Source organism: Shewanella sp. SG44-6 (genome assembly GCF_014164185.1).
GTDB lineage: Bacteria > Pseudomonadota > Gammaproteobacteria > Enterobacterales > Shewanellaceae > Shewanella > Shewanella vesiculosa.
This window is the reverse complement of record NZ_JACJER010000062.1, coordinates 21,331-28,655: the sequence shown is the minus strand read 5'-3', so window position 1 is coordinate 28,655 and position 7,325 is coordinate 21,331. Positions and strand designations below refer to the sequence as shown.

The window sequence follows — 7,325 nt, the reverse complement described above, 5'->3', positions numbered from 1 at the left end:
TTTGAGCTGGATTTGACCAAGCAGGTTAAACCAATGTCATTTGAGTTGCTGGTTGATTAAATCTTTATTATTCAGTTAGTTATACTCGAAGTGGCTAATTCCAACACTTTTACCGGCCGGACCTCAACATGAACCTGCAGATAAATACGCATCTCGGCATAGCACTTACACCTCACACCCCCCTTGCATTAAATAGGATAACCAAGACCAAAGTACTTAACCTATGTTAGGTATTAACTTATTTCGGTGTATATTAAGCTTAATTATAAATGAGTTACTCTGCTTATATTCCCATCACATGGCATTTTCAAACAAAGGAACTGATTAATGTTAACCGCTAACTTAGATATTGACTCTAAAGCTATTGAAGAATTGTATGACTTGTTTTTCAAAGAAGTGTTAATCGTAAACCGAAGATACCAACGTAAACTGGTATGGTCTATCGATGAGAAACGCGCTCTAATTTCATCTATCATTGAAGCCTACCCTATTCCTTTATTACTTTTTGTCAAAGTCGGAGAGAACAAAGAGATTCTGGATGGAATGCAGCGTCTAGAAGCGATCATGAGCTTCATAGAACAGCGCTTCGATTTCGAGGGTAACTATTTTGATTTAGATTCTACTGCGTTAACCAAAGGGCTTAAGGACTCTGGGAAAATTATGCAGAAAGAGCCAAGATTAGACCGGCAAACTTCCACGCTATTTGCTCGATATAAATTTGCCGTATCTGAATACTCATCTGAAGAGAAAGATATCGATGAAGTATTTAGACGAATTAACTCAAACGGCAGAACGCTTTCTAAGCAGGAGTTAAGAAGCGCCGGCAGAGTAACTAACTTCTCAGAACTCGTTAGAAAGGTCGCAACCATCATTAGAGGGGATACTTCGCATTCAGATGTATTGAACCTCAATGCAATGAGCCAAATATCGATTAGCGGTGAAAATCTTGATTACGGCGTCAGCATTAGTGACCACTTCTATGTGACTAACGGAGTACTAACTAGACTCAGTATTAGAGAGTCCGACGATGAAGAGTTAATAGCAAATATCTTAGGGTATATTTGTCTTGAAAAAAAACCGCCTTCTGGGGCCACTGTTCTTGATGAGTTCTACGGGGTAAAAGATAGCGCACACTCTATTGAACAAATGGAAAAGCTCGAGCTGTTCATTCAAACTTATAGTGAAGATAAGTTGATGGAAAATATGATATTTGTGTATGAGCAAATAAAGCTGCTATTCGAATCAAATGGTATTCATTTTAAAAAGCATATTCTAGGCGATAACTCGGCCTCCAAAATGTGTCCTAGATATTATCAAGCGGTCTTTTTAGCTATGTACGAAATCCTCATCAATCAAAATAAAATCATATCTGATTTTCAGGGACTAATTAATAAACTAAAGCATATCGGAGATAATATCATCAAGGTTACTGATGGTGGCCGGTGGGCTGCTACTTCTAGACAAAGGAGTGTTGATGACCTAGCGGCATTGATTGATAGATATTTCATATTGAGCCCGATTGGAAGAGAAAACTCTGCTTGGGTTACTGAGATTAATTCAGTTTTAGTTAGCTCCAAAACGGAACAAGCTAACTATGACTTTAAACAGGGGTTAGTCACGCTTAACGGAAAACATACATTCAATGACGAATCACTAAGACAGATTATTGCAACATGTGTTGGTATTAATAATATTGGCAAAGAAGCCAAAGGGTTTGTTTTGATAGGCGTTGCTGACACACCGAGCTGTGCAAACAGGTCTAAAGAGCTATATCAAGTTGATAGTATTGAATCTAATGGGTTTTACATTACCGGCATTGACCATGAGGCTAATGTTCTCTATGGTAATCTTGATTTATATTTCAGTGCTCTTAAACAAAAAATTGAAGCTTTTAATTTTGACATTAAGCTTAAGCAACAAATCCTTAAAGATATGAGGGTATGTGATTACAGAGGGAAACACTTAATTAGAATTGAGGTTAAAAGTGTTGGGCATCCATGTACCCTTGATGATGAAATGTACCTAAGACAGGGTACCACTACGGATAAAATGAGATCCACATTAGAAATAATTGCATTAACCACAAACTATAATCAGGGGCGCTAGTTGTAGTTACCAGTAAACACATAAAGTTTATATAAAAGGCCAGCATTAGCAGGCCTTTTAATCTGGGAAGCTTTGATTCTAGGGGGTCCCATTAATTATAATGGTATCCGCAATATCTACCACTTTCGCCGGTGTCATTGCCTCTGGGTCAACTAAGCCCGTCTCTATTAATTCTGGTTCAAGATTGTCACTTATCAACTCACGACGCAAAGCATGACCTAACAATTGCAATTTTACCCCATCATCATGTGTCAATTCTCCCAGTGTTATTCTTTTATCCACTATCTGGTTACCTAAACCATGTATTAGTTCACCTGCAGCAAGAGACAACCATTTTGACTCTTCTTGTATTTTAGCCTTATCAAAGATGCACTCTTCAAGCTCTAGCTTTAATTCTTCGACCTTAAGCATCCCCTCCCACCACCAAGCTTTCAAATTCCTAAATTTCACATATTGATAAGCTATTACAGACAAAAGGAAAATTGTGGTATATGGGCCTAAAATATTAAATTCTGGCATTTCTATTAAATCCATTTAGAGCACTCCAAAATAATTTACATTTTGTTTGATATCATGTTTTATTGCTTACTGCCTTCTGATGGCGACAACTCTGACAAAAGAGAACTATTGAATGGCCATGGAATCCCCCCCTTCCGACACATGTCCCTCAAATCTGGCTCCAAACGGCTAAAATGCCTCTTAATTGATGAATTAGCGAGTGCCGCTTTTTTCCATTCCAATTCTTTCTGCTTAAAATTATTAAGTTGCGATTCAAGGTGATTTTCGAGTTCACCCAGGTATACTTCCTTTGCTAAATTATTTTCTATCACAAGTTCGATATGGCTAAGCTCTATCTTTTTTGCTTGTAACGCTACTTCGAATGCTCCAATTTCGTCTCTTCGATAACGATGTTCATTATTTATCTGGTCAATCGTTTCTTCTCTTAGTCGATCAAGAGTTACTATATTCTGGATCGCATACTCAGTTAATGCATCTTGCTCCAGCTGGTGGACCGTACTGTTAAATGCTGACTTTGCAGCTGCTACCATCTCGACATACCGAGCTTTGGCCATTTTTGTTTGCTGTTGAGTAGACTCAAGCACCTCCCTTACATGTTGTATTTGCCTCTGACAATCATCATATTCGTTACGGTATGCATTAATATAAGTTTTGATGCCATCTAATTCATTAATCAGGCTTATTCTAGTGACCTCTAATTCTTTATTTTCTTGTAGGGGTTTTGTGCCCATCCCCTCGAAATGAACCTTAAGGTTATTTATTGACCATTCATAAGTTATGATGGTGTAAAATAACTATAAAGGTCAAGCATCATCACTAGCCCAACCACTAAACGTATTCAAATACTCACATCGTCTGAAATAAACGAACTTTACGCCCTTCCTAACTTTAACCGTACAGACAGGGAAGACTATTTTTCATTGGATAGTGAAACCCAAAAACTCGTTAATGAGCTAAGGCGATTAGAAACCCGAGTATATTTTATCCTTCTATTAGGCTACTTCAGATCACGTCCTATCATTTTTAACTTTTCATTTGATGAGGTTATAGCCGATCTTGATTATGTCAGGAGTAAATATTTCAATGGCAAAGATATGATGTTGGCTGACTTATCTCGAACAACAAAAACAAAGTTGTTTAAAAAACTACTTAATTATACCGGTTTTTCTATTTTTCAAAGTAAAGTAGATAAAGAGCCACTACTTAAAAGGCTTAATGATGTCGTAAAAATCAATTTAGAGCCTCGATATGTTTTCGATGAGTGCATTGCTTATTTTGGTCAAAACAGAATAGCGCTAGCGGGTTATACAACGCTGCAAGATACTATATCAACGGTATTATCAAATGAACGAAGCCGCATTGAGCTTGTACTCAATGAGAACTTAACCCAAACCACAAAAGCAACGTTACTTAAGTTACTTGAATCAAATAGCACTTTTACAGACTTAGCCAAATTAAAAATGATGGCTAAGGACTTCTCGGCCAGTCAAATAGCACAAGAGCTGAAGACACATAAAATCATACGTTCACTTTACCCTGAAATTAAAGTACTTATTACAGAACTGGAGCTATCCCCTAAAAACCTTGAATACTACGCGTCATTAGTTAAACACAAGTCCGTTTATAAACTCAGAAGACACCATGACAGCCAGACTATTTTATACCTTGTTTGCTATTTATTTTTTAGGTACCGAGAAACCAACGATAACTTAGTCTCTGCATTTATCTATATGATCAGAAAATTAACGGAGTCAGCCAAAGGCTACGCAAAGCAGCGCATTATTGAAGATGTCAATATTGTTAGAACCAAACTAAAATCCGCTGGTAGTTTATTAAAGTATTTTATCGATACCGACATGGACGATAGCCTTACTTTTGGTGATGTGCGTAAGAAAGCCTTTGAGGTTATCCCCGCAGAGAGCATTAAGCTATTAAGCGATCACTTAGATAATAATGACTTTGATGGTCGTGAATATGAATGGCAATTTATCGATAAACAATCGAGTAAAATTAAAAAACTTATACGCTCACTCTTTTTGTCTATTGATATCGAGTTCATTCACCTTAAAGACGAATTGCGCGAACAATACACCGCTGCTCACGAAGAATTAGCCGCATTAAAAACTATAAAAACAATGAACATAGATGTGGTACCTAAAAGTGAACGTGAATATTTCGAAGGTGATAATACAAAATTAATTGCCAATCGGTTTGAGTACTTCCTTTACCGAAAAGCAGAGCAGCTATTTCATAGCAATAACTTGACCGTTAAAGAAAGTGTAAATAATAGAAGCTTAACCTCTGACTTGATCCAACCTAAAGATTGGGAGCATAAAGCTCAAATCATTGAAAATACGGGGCTTGATAAGCTTGTCATTCCTATTAATAAGACGCTAGAAGATAAGAGTAAACAGTTAGAAGCAAAGTTCAAGGAAGTGAGTGAGCATATTTTTAGTGGGGATAATAAGTACGTTGAGTTTATTCCTGGTAAGGCCGAACTTAAGTGGTCTATTCCGAATAAACGATGGCAAGAAACTATCGAAAATCCTCTTTATAGTCAAATTCAACATATGGGTATTGTTGAACTCATGTTGTTTGTTGACCAAAAGACCGATTATTTAAAATCATTCACTCACATTTCAGTTAATAAAGAAAAATCACCCGCTAACAAAGAAGATCTGATCGCTTGTGTTTTAGCGAATGGTACCAATTATGGTTTATATAAAATGGCGAATATCTCCGACCGTTCAATGGGTAAATTACGCAGTGTAGATGATAGTTATATACGATATGAAACGTTAACTCAGTCGAATGACAAGGTTTCCAATGCCATAGCAACGTTGCCAATATTTGCATATTACCATGTTGATGATAACCAGTTATTTTCAAGTATTGATGGTCAAAAATTTGAGTGTCGAATTAATACGTTTAAGGCACGTTATTCATCAAAGTACTTCTCCAAAGGTAAGGGTGTATCTGCATTAACGCTGGTTTCAAATCATGTGCCAGTGAGTACGCAAGTTATAGGCGCTAATGAGTATGAAGGTCACTTTGCATTTGACTTACTTTACAATAATTCATCTGAAATACAGCCCAATACGTTATCGACCGATACGCATGGTACCAACAATGTCAATTTCGCTATATTGGATTTATTTGGCTATACGTTCGCCCCTCGATACGCAAAAATGAAAAAGGTGTTTTTTAATTTATTTGAAGTGTCTGAAGAAAATGGAGGTCACATTCAATTGATAAAGGAAATTAACCATAAACTCATTACTGAAGAATGGGATGAAATTCAACATATCGTGTGTTCATTGAGTCGAAAAACCACTACACAGAGCACAATTATTAGAAAGTTGAGCAACGGCAAGAGTCGTACATTGGCAGCTCTTCATGAATACGACCGTTTGATCAAATCTATTTATGTTTTGGAGTATGTTGATAATTCAACGCTGCGCCATTTTGTTCAACAAGCCTTGAACAGAGGTGAAGCGTACCACCAATTAAAACGAGCTATAACTTCCGTTAATGGTAATAAATTTCGTGGAGGTAATGATTACCAAGTATCACAATGGAACGACTGCGCTCGACTTATTTCAAACTGTATTATTTATTATAATTCAGCATTATTATCGGCATTTTTACAAATTCAAGAAAAGAACGGCAGACAAGACGTGGTTGATATTATTTCAAGGTTATCACCTGTCGCTTGGCAACATATAAACTTGAATGGAGAATATGCATTTAATAAAGATCGTAAGGAAATTGATTTAATCGGTTTACTCAATGGTATTGAAACAATTGATAGTGTCGATTGAACAAACAAGCTATGTGATAGTAAATATACACTCTTTCATATGGTATTAATAAGGTATACCTTAACGAGACCACTTAAAATCAAGTATTATAATAGTCCATTAAGTTATAAATACTATGTATAATGAACTGAACTAAAGAGACTATGTAAAATGGACTATCTAACTCATGAGTACTTTTCGAACTTACGCTTATTTAAGAGCTTCAACCAAAGAGCAAGATGCGGGACGCGCAAGAGATTCATTAATACGATTTGCTAGTGAGCATAAGCTTGTCATATCAGCATTCTTTGCAGAAAATGAATCTGGAGCCAAACTTCAAAGACCTGAATTGTTTAGGTTGCTTGAGATAGCTCAGAAAGGAGATGTCGTACTCGTAGAGCAAATAGATCGTATATCAAGGTTAAAAGATGATGATTGGTACTCGCTCAAATCAATTATAAAGGCAAAAGGTTTAAGGGTTGTTTCGTTAGATTTACCAACGAGTCACCAGTTTGCAGTAGTCAGTGATGAATTTACCGGAAGAATGTTATCAGCCATTAATGACTTGATGCTCGATATGCTCGCGGCTATTGCTAGAAAGGACTATGAAGATCGAAGAAGACGCCAAAAAGAAGGTATTGTCAAAGCTAAATCAGAAGGTCGCTACCTAGGTCGACCAACTGATATAGAGTTACAACAAAAGATTGAAGGTTTGTTGTCGGATAAAAAATCCTATGACTATATTCAACATATTTTGAGCTGTTCTCGCACTACAATTTCCAAAGTTTCAAAAAAACTAAAGCAAAAAAGTTTTGATACCTAAATAAGTTGAATAGATTATGATCATTATACAGAAACTTAGCAGCCAAAAACGTGCAAAATTCACATACTCAAAGTCAC

5 protein-coding genes are annotated in these 7,325 nt (G+C 36.5%); 3 read left to right on the top strand and 2 right to left on the bottom strand.

Translation table 11 applies throughout. The features are described from left to right. The first annotated feature begins 327 nt into the window (after positions 1 to 327). Complete coding sequence (locus H5185_RS12525) at positions 328 to 2,106, top strand: DUF262 domain-containing protein (RefSeq protein ID WP_182742273.1); 1,779 nt, start codon at positions 328 to 330, stop codon at positions 2,104 to 2,106. A gap of 78 nt (positions 2,107 to 2,184) precedes the next feature. On the opposite strand, the gene H5185_RS12520 is transcribed toward H5185_RS12525, so the two are convergent. Beyond that, complete coding sequence (locus tag H5185_RS12520) at positions 2,185 to 2,640, bottom strand: hypothetical protein (RefSeq protein WP_182742272.1); 456 nt, start codon at positions 2,638 to 2,640, stop codon at positions 2,185 to 2,187. Between the two features lie 44 nt (positions 2,641 to 2,684). Continuing rightward, positions 2,685 to 3,356, bottom strand: coding sequence for a hypothetical protein (locus H5185_RS12515; protein ID WP_182742271.1), 672 nt, complete (start codon positions 3,354 to 3,356; stop codon positions 2,685 to 2,687). 78 nt (positions 3,357 to 3,434) lie between these two features. Here H5185_RS12515 and H5185_RS12510 point away from each other — a divergent pair, with 78 nt between their 5' ends. Both H5185_RS12510 and H5185_RS12505 read left to right on the top strand, forming a co-directional pair. Continuing rightward, complete coding sequence (locus H5185_RS12510) at positions 3,435 to 6,446, top strand: Tn3 family transposase (protein ID WP_182742274.1); 3,012 nt, start codon at positions 3,435 to 3,437, stop codon at positions 6,444 to 6,446. A gap of 166 nt (positions 6,447 to 6,612) precedes the next feature. Further along, on the top strand, positions 6,613 to 7,248 hold the full coding sequence (locus H5185_RS12505; RefSeq protein WP_182742270.1) for a recombinase family protein: 636 nt from the start codon (positions 6,613 to 6,615) through the stop codon (positions 7,246 to 7,248). Positions 7,249 to 7,325 lie beyond the last annotated feature (77 nt).

Bases quoted from the DNA above. Each gene is read 5' to 3' on its own strand.
- H5185_RS12525 (WP_182742273.1), top strand. From the start codon at position 328: ATGTTAACCGCTAACTTAGATATTGACTCTAAAGCTATTGAAGAATTG.
- H5185_RS12520 (WP_182742272.1), bottom strand. From the start codon at position 2,640: ATGGATTTAATAGAAATGCCAGAATTTAATATTTTAGGCCCATATACC.
- H5185_RS12505 (WP_182742270.1), top strand. From the start codon at position 6,613: ATGAGTACTTTTCGAACTTACGCTTATTTAAGAGCTTCAACCAAAGAG.
- H5185_RS12515 (WP_182742271.1), bottom strand. From the start codon at position 3,356: ATGGGCACAAAACCCCTACAAGAAAATAAAGAATTAGAGGTCACTAGA.